Annotated in this window: 18 protein-coding genes; 12 read left to right on the top strand and 6 right to left on the bottom strand. The window is 55.1% G+C overall.

From position 1 onward, the window contains the following. Positions 1–75 precede the first annotated feature (75 nt). Together IEY47_RS05345 and gcvA are read right to left on the bottom strand one after the other, a co-directional pair. Positions 76–1,275: an MFS transporter gene (locus tag IEY47_RS05345; RefSeq protein ID WP_188982117.1), complete on the bottom strand. Its 1,200-nt coding sequence runs from the start codon at positions 1,273–1,275 to the stop codon at positions 76–78. A gap of 290 nt (positions 1,276–1,565) precedes the next feature. Then, positions 1,566–2,477: a transcriptional regulator GcvA gene (gene gcvA / locus IEY47_RS05340; RefSeq protein ID WP_188982116.1), complete on the bottom strand. Its 912-nt coding sequence runs from the start codon at positions 2,475–2,477 to the stop codon at positions 1,566–1,568. 170 nt (positions 2,478–2,647) lie between these two features. On the opposite strand from gcvA, the gene IEY47_RS05335 reads away from it, so the two are divergent. The 11 genes from IEY47_RS05335 to IEY47_RS05285 all read left to right on the top strand — a co-directional run bounded on the left by IEY47_RS05335 (position 2,648) and on the right by IEY47_RS05285 (position 13,958). Continuing rightward, positions 2,648–3,421, top strand: coding sequence for an SDR family NAD(P)-dependent oxidoreductase (locus IEY47_RS05335; RefSeq protein ID WP_188982115.1), 774 nt, complete (start codon positions 2,648–2,650; stop codon positions 3,419–3,421). Between the two features lie 91 nt (positions 3,422–3,512). After that, positions 3,513–3,860: a carboxymuconolactone decarboxylase family protein gene (locus tag IEY47_RS05330; RefSeq protein WP_229779227.1), complete on the top strand. Its 348-nt coding sequence runs from the start codon at positions 3,513–3,515 to the stop codon at positions 3,858–3,860. A 60-nt stretch (positions 3,861–3,920) separates the two neighbouring features. Continuing rightward, a complete protein-coding gene (locus IEY47_RS05325) occupies positions 3,921–4,589 on the top strand; it encodes a cupin domain-containing protein (protein ID WP_188982114.1) in 669 nt (222 codons plus the stop codon). Beyond that, a complete protein-coding gene (locus tag IEY47_RS05320; RefSeq protein WP_188982113.1) occupies positions 4,586–5,731 on the top strand; it encodes a flavin monoamine oxidase family protein in 1,146 nt (381 codons plus the stop codon). The genes IEY47_RS05325 and IEY47_RS05320 overlap by 4 nt, the downstream gene beginning before the upstream one ends. Before the next feature lie 215 nt (positions 5,732–5,946). Continuing rightward, entirely contained in the window at positions 5,947–7,152 is a 1,206-nt protein-coding gene (locus tag IEY47_RS05315) for an MFS transporter (protein ID WP_188982112.1), read from the top strand. Between the two features lie 10 nt (positions 7,153–7,162). Then, positions 7,163–7,957, top strand: coding sequence for an AraC family transcriptional regulator (locus tag IEY47_RS05310; protein ID WP_373293519.1), 795 nt, complete (start codon positions 7,163–7,165; stop codon positions 7,955–7,957). Positions 7,958–8,088: 131 nt separating this feature from the next. Next, positions 8,089–10,251, top strand: coding sequence for a TonB-dependent siderophore receptor (locus IEY47_RS05305; RefSeq protein ID WP_188982110.1), 2,163 nt, complete (start codon positions 8,089–8,091; stop codon positions 10,249–10,251). A 42-nt stretch (positions 10,252–10,293) separates the two neighbouring features. Continuing rightward, the gene (locus tag IEY47_RS05300) at positions 10,294–11,214 is read left to right on the top strand and encodes a siderophore ABC transporter substrate-binding protein (RefSeq protein WP_188982109.1); all 921 of its coding nucleotides are present in this window, start codon (positions 10,294–10,296) and stop codon (positions 11,212–11,214) included. Between the two features lie 50 nt (positions 11,215–11,264). Continuing rightward, complete coding sequence (locus IEY47_RS05295; RefSeq protein ID WP_229779224.1) at positions 11,265–12,260, top strand: ABC transporter permease; 996 nt, start codon at positions 11,265–11,267, stop codon at positions 12,258–12,260. Between the two features lie 13 nt (positions 12,261–12,273). Beyond that, positions 12,274–13,197, top strand: a complete 924-nt coding sequence (locus IEY47_RS05290; RefSeq protein WP_229779223.1) for an iron chelate uptake ABC transporter family permease subunit — start codon at positions 12,274–12,276, stop codon at positions 13,195–13,197. Continuing rightward, entirely contained in the window at positions 13,194–13,958 is a 765-nt protein-coding gene (locus tag IEY47_RS05285; protein WP_188982108.1) for an iron ABC transporter ATP-binding protein, read from the top strand. Before IEY47_RS05290 ends, IEY47_RS05285 begins: the two co-directional genes overlap by 4 nt. A 131-nt stretch (positions 13,959–14,089) precedes the next feature. Here IEY47_RS05285 and IEY47_RS05280 read toward each other — a convergent pair whose 3' ends face one another. Both IEY47_RS05280 and IEY47_RS05275 read right to left on the bottom strand, forming a co-directional pair. After that, positions 14,090–14,458 (bottom strand): hypothetical protein, encoded by a 369-nt coding sequence (locus IEY47_RS05280; RefSeq protein ID WP_308426278.1) that lies wholly within the window; start codon positions 14,456–14,458, stop codon positions 14,090–14,092. Positions 14,459–14,472: 14 nt separating this feature from the next. Then, entirely contained in the window at positions 14,473–15,339 is an 867-nt protein-coding gene (locus IEY47_RS05275) for a DNA-binding protein (RefSeq protein WP_188982107.1), read from the bottom strand. Positions 15,340–15,426: 87 nt separating this feature from the next. On the opposite strand from IEY47_RS05275, the gene IEY47_RS05270 reads away from it, so the two are divergent. Further along, positions 15,427–16,503: a site-specific integrase gene (locus IEY47_RS05270; RefSeq protein ID WP_188982106.1), complete on the top strand. Its 1,077-nt coding sequence runs from the start codon at positions 15,427–15,429 to the stop codon at positions 16,501–16,503. A gap of 5 nt (positions 16,504–16,508) precedes the next feature. On the opposite strand, the gene IEY47_RS05265 is transcribed toward IEY47_RS05270, so the two are convergent. Together IEY47_RS05265 and IEY47_RS05260 are read right to left on the bottom strand one after the other, a co-directional pair. Beyond that, positions 16,509–17,654: a TniQ family protein gene (locus IEY47_RS05265; protein ID WP_188982105.1), complete on the bottom strand. Its 1,146-nt coding sequence runs from the start codon at positions 17,652–17,654 to the stop codon at positions 16,509–16,511. Next, complete coding sequence (locus tag IEY47_RS05260; protein WP_188982104.1) at positions 17,654–18,508, bottom strand: TniB family NTP-binding protein; 855 nt, start codon at positions 18,506–18,508, stop codon at positions 17,654–17,656. The genes IEY47_RS05265 and IEY47_RS05260 overlap by 1 nt, the downstream gene beginning before the upstream one ends. Between the last annotated feature and the right edge of the window lie 2 nt (positions 18,509–18,510).

Below are 18,510 nucleotides of genomic sequence, written 5' to 3'. Positions count from 1 at the left end.
TATCGGCCATTAGCTGCCTGTCGGCCCTGCCTTTGGAGCTGTGTTATTGCTCAAAGGCAAGGCCTACTCACGGAGCTATTCTACGTAGCCCTTACGACCGGCTAGGAACGCGAAAATCATTACGCCGACACAGGCGACGAGCATCAGGCTTAGCAGTCCTACCCAGCTATCACTTGCCATGTGGAGCATACCCACTGCCAGTTGGCCAAGACCTGCCACGGTGTAACCAACAAACTGTGCCATGCCGGAGAGACGTGCAGCTTGGTCGGGCGTACGGGTGCGAAGCCCGAACAGAGAAATACTCATCACCATCGAGACGCCTGCCCCTAGGCCGAGCAATACGATCCATACGAGGGACCATTCCGGTTTCAGGATCAGGCCAGTCGCCCCTGCGACCATCACCAGTCCACAGCCCAACCCCATCCAAGACTGATCTGCCATCCGCCGAAGTGCCGGCCCCGTAACAATGTTCGCGGCAGTCGAAACGACTTGGTAAATCATCAGGAGCAAACCTGCCATCGCAGGCGAGAAGTCGCTCGACGCGGTAGAGGCGGTGTACCAGTCGATTACGCAGTAGAAGACAACAGAGTGCAGCGCAAAAAAGGCCGCAACCTGCCAACCCTTTGAGCTTGCCCATGGCGACTTGGCTGGCGAGCTTGCGCTTGATTTAACTTGGTGAGACGGCTGGCGATTTCGCAGCTGAGGCAGCCAAAGCAGCAGGGCAACCAGAGCCGGCAGCGCCCAGCAGCCGATAGACCAACGCCAGTCCAGACCAGGGATCAGCGAGATCGGAACGGACAAGCCGGTTGCTAGGCCGGCCAGAATCGCCATGGAGGCGACATACAGCCCAATGACACTTGGCCCACTTTCTCCATAACGCTGTTTCACGTAGCCAGGCAGCAATACGTTGCAGATAGCTATGCCAGAGCTGAGAAGTGCTGTGCCAATCCAGATCGCGCCGGGGATGGGCAGCGATCGAAAGATCGTGCCTACAGAGATCAGCGTGAGAGCAAGCCCGATAGCTCGCGCAATACCCATCTTGCGTCCCAAGCCGGGCGCTACAAGCGATATCACAGCAAAGAAGATCAGAGGTAGAGCATGGAGCAACCCGGCCGCGCTGGCGTTGAAACCCAGCGCATGCTGCACGTCCAGTAGTACTGGTCCGAGGCTGGTGATAGGCGCTCTTAGCGTTGCTGCCAGAAGGAGAATGCTGGCTAAAAGTAAGAACCCGCCTCGCTTGGTAGATGTTGAAGCTTGAGTCGATGAGATAGACACAGGGACCTCTTTTCTTCATGCGAGCGCGAGCGCTAGCACGACTAGGGATGTGCCAAACTCAGAGTTCACCTGCACGGTTTAAGCGTTGGAGATCCAGCCTTGATGGGGGATCACAACGCAGGCCTTAACGGCAGTAGTAGCCCGCAACACGATTGCTGTTGGAGGGAGCTCCACTACCAGCGGAGACTTCGAATGAAGTCGATCCGGATTATATCGATCCTTCGAGCCCCGAATAACTGCACAACGCCATTATGTGTAGATTTCTCGCCAACGTGGGGCATGCCTGGGCATTAGCTTGCGGCAACACTGAACAGCCAGTCGCGAAATGCCTTCAGCCTCGGGAGGCTCGAGCATTCCTCCCGATACACCACGTAATAGGCCAGGTCAGACTCAAAACTGATATCGGGATACAACCGCACAAGCCGGCCTGCTGCCAGATCATCACGGGCCATAACGCTGCGTGCAAGCGCTACGCCTTGCCCATCGATTGCCGCCTGCAGCACCGCTGCAGAGTTGTTGATCTTCATCCCTCGGGAAGTGGCCACATCGGCCAAACCGGCTTTCTTAAGCCATGTGTCCCAGGTGGGGAATCCGGAGTGACTATCCATCGACAGGTCGTGGATGAGCGTTTCTGACCTCAAGCTCTCCAAGGTGGTTAAGCGAGAAGACCCGCTCAAGAGGTTGGGTGAGCACACCGGGTATACCTCCTCCTCCATCAGCTTCTCGGCAAACAAGCCGGACCAGCTGCCATTCCCATAGCGCACGCCGATATCGATCCGCTGAGTCACGAAGTCCACAGGCCGCAGGTTTGTATCCAGGCGAACGTCTGTATCCGGCCATGCGCTGTGGAAGCTATCGATCCTGGGCAGCAGCCACTTGGCGGCAAATGCCGGACTCACAGTGACGGTCAGCACTCCATTAACGGAGCCTTCTTTCAACCGTTCCAGTCCGAGCGTAAGCCGGTCAAAACCAGCACGTATATCGGGTAGTGCCCGTTCTGCGGCTTCGGTTGGAATCAGGCGTATGCGACCACTAGGGGCTCGATGGAACAGAGGCGTACCAAGCCAGTCTTCCAGGGTTCGAACCAGCTGTCCGACTGCCGCCGGTGTCACATTCAGCTCTTCTGCGGCCGCGGAAAAGCTTTGGTGTCTGGCGCTGGCTTCGAACGCTCGTAGTGCGTTCAAGTGAACTGGAGTGGTCATATCAATAAAGATTTTCTTTAGATGATGGACACTTTATCTCGTTTGTCGACGGTGTCGGAAGAGCTGAATATTTGGCTCAAGGCAACGGTGGCGAGAACTCAACTCCGCCCTTGCTGCAATTCTTCCGCAACTGTCACTCGCCCAGGGCGAGTGCCTAAAGGGGTCTTCAAATGAGCAATGAGTTCAAAGGCAAAAAGCTTCTCGTCGTCGGTGGCACCAGTGGTATGGGCTTGGAAACTGCTCGCCTGGTCCTTCAGCAAGGTGGAAGCGTAGTCATCGTAGGCAGCCGCCAGGAGAAAACTGAGGAGGCTCGCAAAGAGCTGTCCGCAATCGGGCAAGTTACTGCCCTGACCGCTGACCTGACTACCGATGCAGGCCTGGCCGGACTGGTTGAGACCATTGCCAAGCAGCACGCAGATATTGATCTGCTGGTAAACGCTGCCGGCGTCTTCTTCCCCAAACCGTTCCTGGAGCATCAGGACGCAGACTACGACCAGTACATGCAGTTGAACAAAGCGACCTTCTTCATCACTCAGAAGGTTGCTGCCAATCTGGTTGAGGCTGGCCGTGCCGGCGTCATCGTAAACATCGGCTCCATGTGGGCAAAGCAGGCAATTGCCGCCACTCCGTCCTCTGCGTACTCCATGGCGAAGGCCGCGCTGCATTCGCTGACTCAGCACCTGGCGATGGAGCTGGCATCGAAGAATATTCGCGTGAACGCGGTCTCTCCAGCCGTAGTGCAGACCCCGATCTATGAAGGCTTCATTCCCAAAGCAGAGGTCCATAGCGCCCTGCAGGGTTTCAACAGCTTCCACCCAATCGGGCGTGTGGGCACGCCGGTAGATGTCGCCGAGGTCGTTGCCTTCCTGCTTTCGGAGAAAGCTAGCTGGGTCACTGGTGCCATTTGGGACGTGGACGGCGGCGTGATGGCGGGCCGTAACTGAGTTTCGCGCCAACCTCAGCCTGAACACGGGGGTGTACTTCTCGCCCCCATCGTGGGTGCGCGCCATCCACTCCCCCTAACATGGGACCAAGATGATGATGAATGACTGGAATGCCTATCGCGAAGCGCTGCTGGGCAGAGTTGGTGACCTTGCCAAGCAAAGTCCTGACGTAGTCCGCGGTCTCACCACAATCGATGGTGCAGCTGCGAAGACTGGGCATCTCGAGCCTAAAATTCACGAGCTGATCGCGCTAGCAGTCGCCGTAACCACCCGCTGCGATGGATGCATATCCGTCCATACGAAGAAGGCGGTTGAGCACGGCGCAACACTGCCGGAAATTACCGAGGCTCTGGGAGTGGCGATCGCTCTCAACGCGGGCGCGGCTCTGACGTATTCGGCCCGAGTGATTGAAGCTCACGCTCAACTCGCTACTTCGTAATCCAAGATTGAAGGCCGACTCACCCCCTGCCTTTCTTCGTTTTCTCCAACGGAATCAATCATGCTTATCAACGCTGACTTCTCCCGCAAAGTCATAGTCGTGCCCCAGGACTACCAGTGGGTAGCCTCACCGCAGCCTGGTGTAGAGCGTGTAATGCTGGATCGGTTAGGTGGTGAGCGCGCTCGCGCGACTAGCATCGTGCGATACGCATCTGAGTCCTACTTTCCCCAGCATGCACACCCCGGCGGAGAGGAAATTTTTGTTGTGTCCGGAACGTTCTCCGAAGGTGATGAGGATTGCCCGGTAGGCTACTACCTGCGCAATCCGCCAGGTTCCGTCCACCAACCCTTCAGTCGCAATGGTGCCGTCATCTTCGTCAAGCTTTGGCAGATGGAGGCAGGTCAACAAACTCGGGTCCGCATTAATACTCGCGATCCAGCGACATGGGTGAAGCAAGCCGGCCGGGAGATTTGCCCACTCCACAGAAGCATAGTCGAGCAGGTGTGCTTGCAGCGATTGGCCTCAGTAGAACCATTGTTTTCTGAGTCAGTAGATGGGGCCGAGATTCTGGTACTCACCGGTTGCCTCACCGAGAGAAATAGCACCTACGAGCGCGGCAGTTGGATACGCTTGCCGAAAGGTTACTACCCCGAGTTCAAGGCCGGTACTGCAGGGGCCGAGATCTATCTTAGAACTGGTCGCCCTGCGGGCCTGGATGAAACAGCATGACCCAGAAAACCGCACGTATAGCGATTGTTGGCGGGGGCTTGAGTGGGTTGTACGCCGCATATGCACTGGAAGAGCAAGGCATCGACGATTATGTGCTGCTCGAGGCATGTTCTGTTCTGGGGGGGCGAATCGTTTCCATACCGGCGGCCAAAACCAAGATATCGGAGCCGCCCAGCTCCAATTCCGCTATGGACATATTTGATCTTGGACCATCGTGGTTCTGGCCAGACCTTCAGCCTCAGTTGCATCGATTGGTCCAGGGGTTGCGACTTCCTTACTACCAGCAATACGAAAGCGGCAGCATGCTGTTTGAGCAGTATGCGGCTAAGCCATCCACTGTAATGTCCGGCTACGAATCCTCGCCTGCGTCGATGAGGCTGGAGGGAGGGATGGCAACCTTGATCACGGCTCTACAGAGCCATGTCAGCGCACACAGATTGCGCAGTGGCCATACGGTTAAACGCTTGAGTTTTGAGGGTGATCGGGTTGTCGTGACCTGCCAGGCCTGCTCAGGACAAACCACCATCTGGAACGTTGAGCATGTACTCCTTGCTCTGCCGCCTCGGCTAGCTATTTCCAGCATTACGTTCACTCCTGAGTTGCCGGAAGATATCTGTGACTCATGGCGAGCGACCAGCACCTGGATGGCTCCTCATGCCAAATACGTTGCCGTCTACGACAAACCTTTCTGGCGTGAACAGGGGTTATCAGGACAGGCGCGTAGTCGTGTCGGCCCAATGGGTGAGATCCATGACGCCTCAATACCTGATGGTAAGGGGGCGCTGTTTGGCTTCTTGGGAGTTCCAGCATCCACTCGAAGAAACCTCCCAGAAAGCCAATTGAGGGCCCGGTGTAGAGCGCAGCTCGGCCGTATGTTCGGCGAGGCGGCAATCAAGCCGCAGGAAGAGTTCTACAAGGACTGGGCACTAGAGGCCTACACAGCTACGGCGTTAGATATTAGCGGGCCCGCCCTGCATGCAGATGCACCAATAGCAGTGCTGAAGTCGGGTCTCTGGGCCAACAAAATTACCGGTATCGCCAGTGAGTGGTCCCGACAATTCCCTGGATACCTCGCAGGTGCTATCGAGGCGGCCGCTTTCGGAGTTAAGGCATTCCAGAAGCAAAGGGGACTGCACGTCTAGTCATATAACGCCGATACGGCTCACAACGACTGCTATGCCGCTGATCTGGTCGAAAGCAGAGCAATCCCTGCGTACGTCTGAGTGCTGCTAATGCAAATTACTATCATATTGTCAGAGTAGCGTTATTAGGTGGCATCGTAGCTGAATTTACATAATTACTAAGCCGATAAAATGGCGGCGTGTAGTAGTTCCTTCAGCAAATAGCGGGAGATATCGTGAGCCATTCCACCCCACAAACCCATATTTCCACCCAGCCCGGCACGTTGGCGAATCAAGCAGCTCATCTGAGCGGCGGAAAGCGCGCCACCCGTCTGGCCTTCTTCATCGCCGGTTTTGGCCTGTCCTGCTGGGCGCCACTTGTCCCCTTTGCACAGCAGCGTATGAATGCTGACTCGGCGATGCTGGGAACAATCCTGCTTTGCCTAGGCCTTGGCGCTGTGATCGGTATGCCGCTGGCCGGCATGCTGTCCGGCAGGATCGGAACCAAGCCGGTTATCACTGCAGGGGCTATCGGCCTGGCCATTGCGCTGCCGCTGCTTGCGATCCTCTCCACTCCCATCGCGCTTGGGCTTTGCCTTCTGCTGTTTGGTGCCTCCCTGGGTGCCATCGATGTGGCAGCCAACATCCATGGTATTGAGGTTCAGGACGTTGCTAAGGCGCCGCTCATGTCCGGTTTCCATGGCATGTACAGCATCGGAGGGCTTGTCGGCGCAGGGGGAATGGCGCTGATCATTGCGTCGGGTCTGAATGTGGCGGCTTCAGCGCTTGTGGCCACAGCGGTCATCATCGCCTGTATCGCCACAGCATTTTCGGGCTTCTTCACCACTCGGTCGGCCAATAACCATGCAATGTTCGTCATCCCTAAAGGCAAGGTTCTGCTGATTGGATTGCTGACTCTGCTGATCTTCCTGGGCGAGGGCGCGATGCTCGACTGGTCTGCTCTGCTGCTGACGAAGGAAAAGCAGGTTGATGTTGCTCTGTCCGGTTCGGCATACGCGGTGTTTGCGTTCGCCATGACCATTAGCCGACTGATCGGTGATCGGGTAGTGGCGCGCATTGGCGACCGCCTGATGTTACTCGGTGGCTTTTTGCTGACCGGCTCGGGAATTGCGTTGGTAGCCTATTTCGATTCGCTTCCGATCATTCTGGCTAGCATCGCCCTGGCAGGTCTGGCGGCAGGCAACGTGGTACCAGTCCTGTTCACCATCGCTGGGCAGCAACGCAGCATGCCAGCCTCCCAAGCCATCGCGGCCACCAGCATCCTCGGCTACATGGGCGTGCTACTTGGCCCAGCTTTGGTGGGTTATGTAGCGCACTTCATTGGCCTGATTCTGGCGTTCTTCACTCTGGCAGTACTGATGGTGCTTGCGATGTCTGTAGTTTCGGCCGTGCCTTTCCAGCGCTCCAGCGAACAGCAATAAGAGACTCACGATGCCGACATCTACTCGACCTCAGCCAGTGACAGCTACTTTTGATCATGCTGATCCGGACGAAGCTAAAGCTCAGGTCGTCGGCATTACTGAGAACTGGCAGCCCGGTGGGCTCGACCTGCACTGCCACACTCGCCATCAACTGATGTATTCGATCAAAGGGGTAATGCACGTCGTTACCCCCTCAGGCCGATGGGTGCTTCCACCATCCAGAGCAATCTGGATCTCTGGAGGCGTTCAACACACCTTTATGGCTAAGCGTCCTGTCGACCTGCACGCACTCTACATTGACCCCGCTTTGGATGATTTACCTAAGTGGGAGGGCTGTGTCGTGGTGAATGTAACGCCCTTGGTAAGAGAGCTCGTTGCCAGCACCGTTTCGCTTCCTTGGGACTATCCAGCGGACTCTCCTGCCGGCAGGCTCACCAGAGTGCTCCTGGAGCAACTGGTCGATCTGCAACAGGCGCCGGTCAACCTACCGGAGCCCGAAGATCCGAGGGCAAGGCGAGCAGTCGCCATGCTTCGGGCGGACCCTACAACCAGGTACTCGTTGCAGGAGCTTGCTTCAGCATCGGCAGCCAGTGCTCGTACGCTCGAACGTATCTTCCACGCCGATACGGGAATGTCGTTCAGTGAATGGCGTCATCGCTTGCGCCTACTGATGGCGCTTGAACTGCTAGCCGATGATGTTTCCGTCAACAGCGTGGCCAACGCAGTTGGTTACAGCAATCCATCGAGCTTCATCGCTGCGTTCCGCTCTCTCTTCGGAATGACGCCAGGGAACTACTTCCGATAAGCCAGATGATGAGTCCCATTCTCAGAATGACGGATCGTCGTTATTTATTGGCGCTCTTGCAGCACCAGGCCTAACTCTCACTAGGGATAATTGCTGGATCATTAGTGGGAAGCTTCGGCCAGGTTAAAGAAATGCGTCGTATTGCGATTTGTGGAGGTGTGTTCGCGGCTATCTGTTTCGAGCCGGTAGTGGCAGGACAGGCTCTAGCAACAAGCCAAGAGCAAGCAGCAACAGAAGCGCTAGAGCTGGAGGCTCTGACGATATCTGATGAGGCTTCAGCCTCTGTCGAAACGGAAGGCTCCGGTTCCTACACCACCGGCAAAACTAGCGCGGCCACAAAGCTTCCACTGTCGCTGAGAGAGACTCCTCAATCCGTCACCGTGATGACCCGTCAGCACATGGATGACCAGAAACTCCGCACAGTGAAAGACGTTCTGGAGAACACAACGGGGATGTCAGCGAACACTCTGGATTACCGCTCGACCTATTACGCACGTGGGTTCTCGGTCGACAGCTATCAGTTCGACGGCATTCCAACGACCTTCGTGAATGGCGCCAATTACCTGGACACCGCGTTCTATGATCGAGTGGAGATTGTTCGTGGCAGCACGGGCCTACTCACTGGTGCGGGGAACCCTTCTGCGTCGATCAACATGGTTCGCAAGCGTCCCACCTATGACTTCCAAGGGGAGGTATCCGTAGATGCTGGCTCTTGGGACAACTACCGCAGCACCGTAGACCTCTCGACACCTCTGACCGAAGACGGTCGCATACGAGCCCGCGTCGTTGGCGTTCGTCAGGACTCTCATTCCTACGTCGACGGCTTCACTGAGGACAAGAACGCCTTCTACGGGATTGTCGAAGCGGATCTCACCGACGACACCACGCTTGGAGTTGGCTACGACTACCAGGAGATCATGCCTCGTGGAATGCTCTGGGGTGGCCTGCCAATGTTCTATAGCGACGGAAGTCGCACCGACTGGTCTCGCTCAAAGAGCCTCGCTGCCGACTGGAGCAAGTGGGACAACACATTGAGCACCGCCTTCACCAGCCTTGAGCATCGCTTCGACAATGGCTGGAGTCTCCGTGGAGTGTTCAACCAGGGCCGTACACACAGTGAAAGCGAGCTGTTCGGGCCCGAGGGTTATCCCGACAAAGCGACCGGCATACAGCAAGTAAACGCATTGGCTAGCCGCTCCAAGGCACGTCAGAACAGCGTCGACGTCATGGCTTCGGGTCCATTTGCACTGTTTGGGCGTGATCACGAACTGGTCGTCGGCGCCATGGAGTCTCGCCGCGTTTCGGATGAGAAGAGCACTAGCCATCTGATTCGTAAGACGACGCTTGCCCCGATCGACGATGTGTACAACTACAACGGCAACTACCCGAAACCAGATTTCGATGCTGCCGGGTATGACAGCCTGACCAACAGCACGATCAAGCAAAGCGGAGTATACGTGGCCAGCCGCTTCAGTCTGGCCGCCCCCCTGACGATGATTGTTGGTGGTCGACTCAACGACTACAGCTACGAGAGCGACACCTCGGTCGTTTCCATCAAGAAGAATGACAAATTCATCCCCTACATCGGTCTGGTATACGACCTCGATAAGGTCTACTCGGTTTATGCCAGCCACACGGGGATTTTCAATCCGCAGACCCAGCGGGATCTCAATGGTGACGTTCTCCAACCTACCGAAGGAACCACCAACGAGGTAGGGATCAAGGCGGCGTACTTCGGCGGAAAGCTCAACTCTTCGCTGGCGTTCTTCGAAACCAAGCAGGACAACGTCGCGCAGCAGGATCCTGATCATCGGACGCCAGAGGGTGGAACCGCTTATGTAGCCGCAAGCGGTACCAAAAGTCGTGGTTTCGATCTCGATCTGCAGGGGGAAATCACCCCCAGCTGGAACATGTTCGCCGGCATCTCTCACTTCACTGCAACCGACGGAGAAGGGGCACGCCTGAGCACCGCGATTCCCAGAACCACAGCGAAGCTCTTCACCACCTACCAGCTTTCCGGTGCGCTCTCTCGCCTAACTGTTGGCGGCGGTGTGAACTGGCAAAGCCAGTTCTATCAGGAGGGCAGCAGCCCCCTGGGCAGGGTCAAGATGGATCAGGAATCGTATGCCCTGGCGTCGTTGATGGCGCGCTACGACCTGACTGAGCAAACGACCTTGTCGATGAACGTGAACAACCTTTTCGACAAGGAGTACTACCAGATGGTCGGCTTCTACAGCCAGGCCGTGTACGGAGCTCCGCGCAACCTGCTGTTCTCGCTGAGCTACAAGCTGTGACCCTGGCAGGGTCTTGCTAAACATCCTGACAGAGGCATTGAGATGATCCGCAAAGGTGGCGTTAAAGCATTCGCCAAGATCGCTGTACTGCTTGGAGCACACTATGTAGCTGCCGCCCATGCGGTTGAAATCACGCACAAGCAAGGCAGCCTTGATGTGCCGTTCGATCCGAAACCCACTTTGGTGTTTGATCCCGGTGCCCTGGACACGCTCGATACGCTTGGTGTGGATGTGCAGGGTGTTGGTGAGGACAACTGGAGTGGCAGCCTGGAGAAGTACCGCAGCGACGCTTACCTCAAGGTGGGAACCCTGTTCGAACCGAACTATGAAGTCGTTTACGGCGCCAAGCCCCAACTGGTCATTGTCGCGGATCGTTCAGCACCCAAGTTCAGGCAGCTTTCGGGAATAGCTCCGACGATCGACCTCACTGTCGACACGCGCAATCTCGTCAGCCAGGTGGAAGACAACACCAGGTTGCTGGCGAAGCTCTATCAAAAGGAGCCGATGGCTGAGGCGAAGATCAAGGCGCTCAACCTCTCGATTGCCAAGCTTCATGAGCTCGCGACTAACAAAGGCACGGGACTGATAGTACTCACTAGCGGGGGCAAGCTCAGCGCGTACGGCCCAGGTTCACGCTTCGGCGTACTCCACGATTCATTCGGCGTTCAACCCGCTGCAACGGATCTGAAGATCTCGATGCATGGTCAAGTCATTTCCTACGAGTACATCGCCAAGGTTGATCCGGATTGGTTGTTTGTCATCGATCGTGATGCAGCTATTGGCACTGCTGGAGTAGCGGCACAGCAGCTACTCGACAACCCAATCGTTAGCCGCTCGAAGGCCTGGAAGTCGGGCCATGTCGTCTACCTGGATAACAACGACTGGTACATGGTGGGCGTTTCAGGGATTGGAGCGCTTCAGCGCACTGTAGACACCCTGAGTGTCGTGCTGGGAAGCAAGTGACTTAGTCGCCCGAAAAGCCGGTTCCCTTCTTCACCTCCGAACGTTCCGTCATGGACGCGTTCTCCAGCTCGTGTGTCGCGTTCATGTTCTCCAAGCTTTTGATAACCACCGTTCTGCTCTTGCTCTGCTTGGTGAGCATCAGCTTGGGGGCGGACAGCTTTTCACTTCTCGACCTGTTCCACAGCCAAGAAACCGGTCACGTAACTCAACTGCTTCTCGACAGCCGATTACCACGAACACTTGCGGTTCTGCTTTCGGGGGTATCCCTCTCGGTCGCCGGGCTGATCATGCAGATGCTGGTCCGCAATCGGTTCGCAGAGCCCTCGACGACAGGCACCATGGAGTCGGCAATGCTGGGCATGCTGATAGTGGTGGCAGTGGCGCCGGCAGCGTCTCCATTTGTGAAGATGGCTTTTGCCTGCCTGGTCGCGTTGGCTGGTAGTGCGGTGTTCATCCTGCTGCTAACGCGAATCCCGCTGCGCACCACGTTTCTTGTCCCACTGATCGGCTTGATTCTCGGCGGAATCATTCACTCGATCTCTATCTTCCTCGCCTACCGCTACGGTCTAGTTCAGTCGCTCTACGCATGGTCCATAGGGGACTTCTCCGGCGTACTGCGAGGTCGCTATGAGCTGCTCTGGCTAGGTCTGGCTCTGACGGCCATCGCATACCTGTTGGCGAACCAGTACACCGTCGCAGGCATGGGGCGTGAGTTCGCATCGAACCTAGGACTGAACTACGGTCGCCTTGCCTTCCTGGGGTTGCTCACCGTCTCAGCAGTGTCTGCAGTGGTCATGGTCACTGCCGGGAACATTCCCTTCCTTGGCCTCATCGTGCCAAACATCGTCCACCTGGTGATGGGGGACAACATCAAGCGCACCATGCCCTGGGTGGCGATGGTCGGAGGGTCGTTCGCGCTTTTCAGCGACGTGATGGGCAGACTGATCATCTTCCCCTTCGAGGTTCCCATCGGCACGGTGATGGGTGTCCTCGGCAGCGTGATCCTACTGGCGCTTTTGCACTTGCGAGGTCATCGCCTTGGCTAGTACCAGGTGGAGGTTGGCCCTGCTGGCGGGCATGGCGCTGCTCGCGATTGTCGGATTCATGGTGATCGGTGTTCATGGTAACTGGGACTTCGCGCTGCAGTTTCGCAGTGGAAAGCTCGCGGTGATGCTGGTTGTCGCCTACTGCGTTGCCTTGTCGTCTGTGCTGTTTCAGACGATTACACACAACCGAATTTTGACGCCGACAGTGATGGGCTTCGATTCACTGTTCATGCTGATTCAGGCGATCGCGATCTACGCCTTCTACGGTGCAGGTGGCCTCAACCCGACGCTGACATTTATCGCTAACGTCGTGATCATGACCGGCTGCGCCTGCCTGCTGTTCCGATGGGTGTCGGCACGCGACGCCCGCAGTATTCACCTTCTGCTGCTGGTGGGCATTGTCTGCAGCATGTTGTTCCGCAGCTTAGCCAGTTTCGTCATCCGCCTGATCGACCCGAACGAGTTCCTCGTCCTTCAAGACCGCCTCTTTGCTAACTTCAACACGATCGACGTGGCGTTGTTACCCATTGCGGTGGCAGTCATAGCGGCTGCCTCAATGCTGTTTTGGAGGATGCGGCGAGATTACGACGTGATGGCGCTGGGGCGCGACGCGGCGATCAATCTCGGGGTGAACTACACGCGCACTCTCACGTTGACGCTTATCGGCATATCCATCTTGGTGTCGGCATCCACAGCTCTGGTTGGCCCCATCGCCTTCTTCGGCTTGCTGGTCAGCAACATGGCCTACCAGACCATCCGAACTCACCAGCACACACACATCGTGCTGGCAGCCGTTCTCTACGCCGTTCTTTTTCTAGTCGGAGGGCAGATCGTGCTTGAGCACCTGCTTTCACTGAACGCCACTATCAGCGTGATCGTGGAGTTTCTGGGTGGCCTGTTGTTCCTATTTCTGGTGTTAAGGCGAGGTGCGCGGTGATCGAGGCACGGGGGATTAGTAAGCGCTACGGCAAGTCGATTGTGGTCGATAACGTTGAAGTGCAGATTCCATTGGGCGGCATAACAGCTCTGATCGGTCCCAACGGCGCCGGGAAGTCGACCTTGCTATCCATGATGAGCCGGCTGCTGAAGCCCTCAGATGGGCAGGCTTTGATTGATGGTACCGACGTGATGCAAGCCAACGGCCGCGACCTTGCGCGTCGTATGGCCATCCTGCGGCAGGACAACCATCTGCCGTTGAGACTGACCGTCAGAGAGTTGGTCGCGTTTGGGCGGCATCCCCACACCGGTGGCCGGCCCACAGTTCAGGACCAAGAGCATATCGAACGAGCTATCTCCTACCTCAACCTCACAGCGTTGGCTGACCGCCACCTAGATGAGATGTCAGGAGGTGAACGCCAACGAGCCTTCGTCGCAATGGTGCTGTGCCAGGACACTCACTACGTGCTTCTGGACGAGCCGCTCAATAGCCTCGACATGAAGCAGGCCGTGGGCATGATGCAGGTGCTTCGACGTGCAGCGGATGAGCTCAAAAAGACGATGCTTTTGGTGTTGCACGATATCAATTTCGCCTCCTGCTACGCAGATCACATCATCGCTATGCAGCAGGGCCGAGTGGTGTTCCAGGGGCCTCCATCAGAGCTGATGCAGCCGGAGACCTTGGCTTCAATCTACGAGATATCGATGGATGTACATCAGCTTGGGCGAGATCGCATCTGCGTGTATTACCGGGGTGAGTAGTGAGCTGATCTGCCTTGGCTGGCCTACAGAGCTGAACGGCAGCTTTTGGCCGACAGCAGCCGTTCAATTTTGAAAGCCGCAGGCTCGCGTTGGGCCGACTGGAAGGACATAAACGGTGGTTGGTTCGATGGCTATTTTCTAACGCTGTCACCAAAAAAATCGTCCGTTGCCACCAGCCCAAATCGGTCATCGACGCGTTCTTGATCTTCATCGAACAGGCAAGCCGTGCGTCGTTCTTGCTTCAAATAGGCGATGGCTTGGAAGAAGCAGCTCTCGCACAGATGGAATTCGTAACGTTCCCCGTCATGTTTCGCCCCGTAACCCCAGTGCGCAAGCAACGATGCAAATTGCAGCGCGCCCTCCTTCACCTTGGTCGATTGACGGCATACGTCGCATAACACGTCGGTGACGGTTTCCATCTCAATTCGGCTTTTTATCTTCATCAGGCCGCTCTCCGGATCAATGTCATACGTGTCATGCTTAAGAAGGGGCGCGATCACGCTGGCACCAAACGTTATCGCACTCTGGAAAACCGTTTCACATTTCGCCGCGCGGACGGTTTTTTCAGCTTCGTCGAAGTCTGCCTGGCCTCCTGTGCCTGTGCGTCATTTCGCGCTTGCTGCGCCACTGCTGCTAAATGGGTACGGTTCAATTCTGCCTGTACTGAACTTAATGAACGCTGCAACTCTTCGATACGCCCGTTTTTCTCGTTGAGCTGCTGTGTTCGGTCTTTGATCTCCTGGCGCAGCCGATCGACCTCTTGGTACGCCCTCTCTTCAACGCCGCGAGTATAGGCATCTTGCGCGAAGCGAGCCTGTTCAGCGCTCTCCCTCAGCGCCTGCAGCTGCTGCGACCCAGCAAGGATGGCCCGGCGGCTTTCATCGCGCTCCTTGCTGAGGTCACCACAACGCCCCTGAAGGTCATTAATTTGCGATTGGCGCTGCAGTAGCAGCTGTTCTAGATCGGCCACTCGCGTTTCGGCGAGCTGTTGCGCTGCCACCGCGGTCGCGGTGTGTTGTCGATGCTGAGCACATTGCTGCCGGGCGCTCGCCTCTGTCTCTGCCACCCGCGCTCGCTCCTCAACGAGTACTTGTCGCTGCTGCTTTAATTCGGCTTCCGCGAGTCCGCGTGCCGCGTTCGTCGCAAGCTCCCAGACTGCGACAAACGCCTGCGAGATTTCTGCCGGAAGCTCGGGCAAGCGTCTTTGCCCCTGGAGCCGTAGGGAGAGCCCTTCCCACCACTTATCAAGTAGCCCGCCCACCCTCGCCGGGCTGCCTCGCCCCAATTCTAAGCGCACACGTTCCACTGTGGGCCGTTCTCCCCGCGCCAACACCGCATCGGCAGCAGCAAACACCTCGCCTTCCGGTACTCCGACAGCCATCACTAGCACCCTTGTAAATTAGGTCTGATAATCGAATGTTATCCGCCCTAAAAAAACCGAATCATTAGAGAACATACGTTGAACGTAATGAATAATACATTGTATGACAATTACAATGGCGATCATTCTTTGTCCATTGATCGCCTCGGTGTTGAATCTCGCGCAGCTGCCTCTGCCTTCCTCGCTGCCGGTATAGCCCCGAATACAGTGCGCAGCTACCAAAGTGCTCTCGCCTACTGGGCAATCTGGCTGCAAGGGCGGTACGGCCGCGCAATAAATGCTGGGCCGCTCACTGAAGTGGTAGTGGTGCAATTCATCCTTGATCACCTCGCGCGCCCCGAAGCCGGGGCATGGCTGCACATGCTGCCCCAGACGCTGGACATAGCTTTAATAAATGCAGGCGTGAAAGCGAAGGCCGGTGCCCTAAGCTACAACACGGTGCGCCACCGCCTGGCGGTGCTTGGAAAGTGGCATGGCCTCAAGAACTGGCAAAGCCCGACTGAGTCGGTCGCTGTGAAGACTTTGTTGCGTGAAGCGCGGAAAGCTCAGGCCCGCGAGGGCGTAACTGTGCGCAAAAAGACTGCGGCGGTCCGCGAACCGCTCGAGGCCATGCTCGCCACTTGTACCGACGGTGTACGTGGTCTACGAGACCGGGCCCTTCTTCTTCTCGCTTGGAGTGGCGGCCGTCGCCGTTCAGAAGTGGTTGGGCTACAGGTCGGTGATGTGCGGCAGCTGAACGAGGACACTTGGCTGTATACCCTCGGCGTAACTAAAACGGAAACGAACGGTGTACGCCGGGAGAAACCGCTGTGTGGGCCTGCCGCTAGAGCGCTTAGCGCCTGGCTGGCAACAGCCCCGGCCACCACTGGGCCGTTATTTCGGAGGGTGTATCGAGGTGGTCGAGTTGGGGTAGCAGGTCTTTCAGCCGATCAAGTAGCGCGTATTGTTCAACGCCGTGCTGAAATGGCTGGTCTAGACGGAGACTGGGCAGCTCACAGCTTAAGATCGGGATTCATAAGTGAGGCCGGACGCCGAAACGTCCCTTTAGTGGAAATCATGGCATTTACTGAACATCGCACTGTGGCGACGGCACTGCAGTATTATCAGTCCGGCGCGTTGATTAAAAGTACCGCTACACTGCTGCTCGAAAATTTAGATATATAAAGCATTCATCGCGACAATATTCCGCGCTCAACAAGCCAGGCTAGAGTACTATCGAACAATACTGGCTTCTTGATACAATGCCATTTTCGCGGTAATCCTTGTTTATCGTTGCAATTAGTTATTACCTTCTTTAAGAATGGAGTTAAGAATTCGATAGCGGCTTTTGATTTGGCAATTTTCAAAAAGGGCAACAACGTTAAATACGCTTCCAAGTGGTTATTAGCTGGAAACAAAAACTTAACTAATTTGTCATGCGTCAAATTATAAAATGCACTTTTTTCTCTAAAGAAAAAAATAAGCCATTCGACTTCTGCTTTGCTAAAAAGCCCTACTAGATAGCCTAGCACCAATAAGGCTCCCATTCGCAGCCTAGGTGAACTCATCACCCAGCCCAAATCCTCTAACTGGTTGAGCGTGTAATAGTCAGCCAATCCTCTTGAGTAACGAGGCGAAAATAAGTTATCTGCCAACCCTCCAGGAAATCGAGGAGAAGGCATTCTGAGAATTCTTTTTAATATTATCTCAATGCAATTAATTATTTCACAGTGAGAATTAGTAGAGCTATTGTAATAGATGATTGTATACAATTTGCTCAGCCAAATCTGTACTCGATATGCCAGTCGGTTTCGGATGGCAGTTTCGAGCATGTTGGATTTATTCGCATCTGGTTCCAAAGGGATTTGGTCCGCATAGGCGCTAAATGCTTTAGTGTATTGAAAGTCGGAGGTCGTTAGAAGTAGTGATCTATGAAACCGGCATATCGGAGCATGGACATAACACCAGTTTTTTCGCCAGGCCGGAAGGCCATAGTTCTTCACGTCATTTTCCATGCATTCAGGGCAATATGCAGTACAACTATAGGGGGCAAGAACTGGTTCTCCGTGAGAACCAAATACGCCACTTAGAACACGCTTCGGCATGTTGTAATATTCAACAAGCTTTAATGCAAGAGCGTTTTCTGTATTAAAATCAAAGTTTACGTCCGGTAGATGACTAGTCTCCGCCGTCTCGCTCTTCGGCATTGTAATTGATATCTCATTCAGATCAGCAATTACTAAAGGAGCGCATTCAGAATTGTAAGCACAGCGGCAGAGCCATGACGAAATAGTTTCATCGTATACAGGACGTGGTGCTGCCCAGTTCTTACGCATTATTGATACCCGTAACGAGTTTCGTAGCCGAGCTCAATAAGGCTAGGTGTGATTTTTTCCTCCTTAGTAAGAACAGCTTGTATCGCGGCCCATTTAATGCCTTTCACAACAAAATCCATAACTCCTTCAGAGCGACCTAATAATGCCCGTGCTATGTCATCCCGATAAAGGTTGGAATCTTGCTTCAGCGGGAGTGCATTCTCCCAAGACGCTAAAAAATTCCTAAATTCATCATCAAGCTTCCATTTTTTTAATTCAAATATCTCGTAACGCCGCGAAAGTTGCTGATCAACACTAAGGGCGTTTTTTGCGATGGAAGTACCTAGAGCTATGATAGAAAGAAAGTAGGGCGCACCCGAAAGGGCCTTTATGAAGCTCAAATTTTTCTCTTGCTCAAGCCTCGTTGCGGTAAGTGATGTATGAAATTCATCGATAATCAAAGCTTTAATGTTATTGTTACGAACATATTTAACTAGATCCGCCGGAATCATATTCCGGGGAGAAGAGCGTCCTGGATGCATAGGCACGCCTAGTACTGATAATACAAGCTCATTAAATTTTAGCATTCCAGGATTGTTAGCAAGGGACATAAACTTTACCTTTGCTAACATTTCCATTTCACTTTGCAGGTGAGCTAATAATGCAGTTTTTCCAAACCCGCCCTCGCCACACACTAAGACGCACGGAGCAGGCTCCACGTCTTTAAGATGAAGAATATTTTGAATGGTTTTGATGATAACTTGGTGCCTTGGACATGTTATCCAGATGTCGCGGTTTATTATTTCGATTCGCTCCTCATCAGAGGCTGAAACGTATCTTTCTCTTCTAGACTTAATCGCGACTTCACTAGGCATTT

Origin of the sequence: Pseudomonas matsuisoli, from assembly GCF_014647635.1 — a bacterium.
Classification (GTDB): Bacteria; Pseudomonadota; Gammaproteobacteria; order Pseudomonadales; family Pseudomonadaceae; genus Pseudomonas_P; species Pseudomonas_P matsuisoli.
Note: the sequence above shows the minus strand (reverse complement) of the source record. Positions and strands in the feature narration are given on the sequence as shown.

What these genes read in the sequence shown, in the direction of transcription:
- gcvA (WP_188982116.1), bottom strand. Translation starts at nt 2,477, where the DNA reads ATGACCACTCCAGTTCACTTGAACGCACTACGAGCGTTCGAAGCCAGC.
- IEY47_RS05335 (WP_188982115.1), top strand. Translation starts at nt 2,648, where the DNA reads ATGAGCAATGAGTTCAAAGGCAAAAAGCTTCTCGTCGTCGGTGGCACC.
- IEY47_RS05330 (WP_229779227.1), top strand. Translation starts at nt 3,513, where the DNA reads ATGATGATGAATGACTGGAATGCCTATCGCGAAGCGCTGCTGGGCAGA.
- IEY47_RS05325 (WP_188982114.1), top strand. Translation starts at nt 3,921, where the DNA reads ATGCTTATCAACGCTGACTTCTCCCGCAAAGTCATAGTCGTGCCCCAG.
- IEY47_RS05320 (WP_188982113.1), top strand. Translation starts at nt 4,586, where the DNA reads ATGACCCAGAAAACCGCACGTATAGCGATTGTTGGCGGGGGCTTGAGT.
- IEY47_RS05310 (WP_373293519.1), top strand. Translation starts at nt 7,163, where the DNA reads ATGCCGACATCTACTCGACCTCAGCCAGTGACAGCTACTTTTGATCAT.
- IEY47_RS05305 (WP_188982110.1), top strand. Translation starts at nt 8,089, where the DNA reads ATGCGTCGTATTGCGATTTGTGGAGGTGTGTTCGCGGCTATCTGTTTC.
- IEY47_RS05300 (WP_188982109.1), top strand. Translation starts at nt 10,294, where the DNA reads ATGATCCGCAAAGGTGGCGTTAAAGCATTCGCCAAGATCGCTGTACTG.
- IEY47_RS05295 (WP_229779224.1), top strand. Translation starts at nt 11,265, where the DNA reads ATGGACGCGTTCTCCAGCTCGTGTGTCGCGTTCATGTTCTCCAAGCTT.
- IEY47_RS05275 (WP_188982107.1), bottom strand. Translation starts at nt 15,339, where the DNA reads ATGGCTGTCGGAGTACCGGAAGGCGAGGTGTTTGCTGCTGCCGATGCG.
- IEY47_RS05270 (WP_188982106.1), top strand. Translation starts at nt 15,427, where the DNA reads ATGAATAATACATTGTATGACAATTACAATGGCGATCATTCTTTGTCC.
- IEY47_RS05265 (WP_188982105.1), bottom strand. Translation starts at nt 17,654, where the DNA reads ATGCGTAAGAACTGGGCAGCACCACGTCCTGTATACGATGAAACTATT.
- IEY47_RS05260 (WP_188982104.1), bottom strand. Translation starts at nt 18,508, where the DNA reads ATGCCTAGTGAAGTCGCGATTAAGTCTAGAAGAGAAAGATACGTTTCA.